The organism is Weissella sp. DD23, assembly GCF_001579105.1.
In the GTDB taxonomy this organism is placed as follows: Bacteria; Bacillota; Bacilli; order Lactobacillales; family Lactobacillaceae; genus Weissella; species Weissella cibaria.
In genome coordinates this window covers 1-505 of sequence record NZ_KQ970448.1, presented here as the reverse complement: position 1 = coordinate 505, position 505 = coordinate 1, and the positions used below count along the sequence as shown (strand labels likewise).

The window sequence follows — 505 nt, the reverse complement described above, 5'->3', positions numbered from 1 at the left end:
GGGAAGAGTTGGCTGAAAAGCCTGCGATTGCAGCCGAGCCGAGCGCGAAAATGCGCCGTGACTTCGCCATCCACCATCATGACTACCTAGATATTATGGCCCCTCGTCGCTGCGATATTAAAACAACGACAGATATTGGTCTTTATCTACACGGCGGTGGTTTCATCGAACCGATTACTGCCTACCACTGGCATTTTATCAGTGATATCGTCATGAATACTAATATGCCAGTTGCTGTCTTAGACTATCCTCTCGTTCCAAACGCAAATTTGGATGACATTTATGAACGCATGCAAGACGCTATTTGGGAATTGCATCATGATTTTCCTGAAGCTAACATTAGCTTAATTGGTGATAGCTCCGGTGCGCAACTTGCCTTAGGCTATACACAATTAATTGAAGCCTTACCTATTAAGAAAATCGTGGCTATCAGTCCCATGGTTGATATGACTTTGTCTAATCCTGACATCAAAACAATTGCCAAACGTGATCCAGTTCTATCCTT

Annotated in this window: 1 protein-coding gene; it reads left to right on the top strand. The window is 43.8% G+C overall.

Features of this window, described 5'->3' with window-relative positions:
* Positions 1–505: alpha/beta hydrolase (locus WEIDD23_RS12175; protein ID WP_156469671.1), on the top strand; the 505-nt coding region annotated here is incomplete at both ends.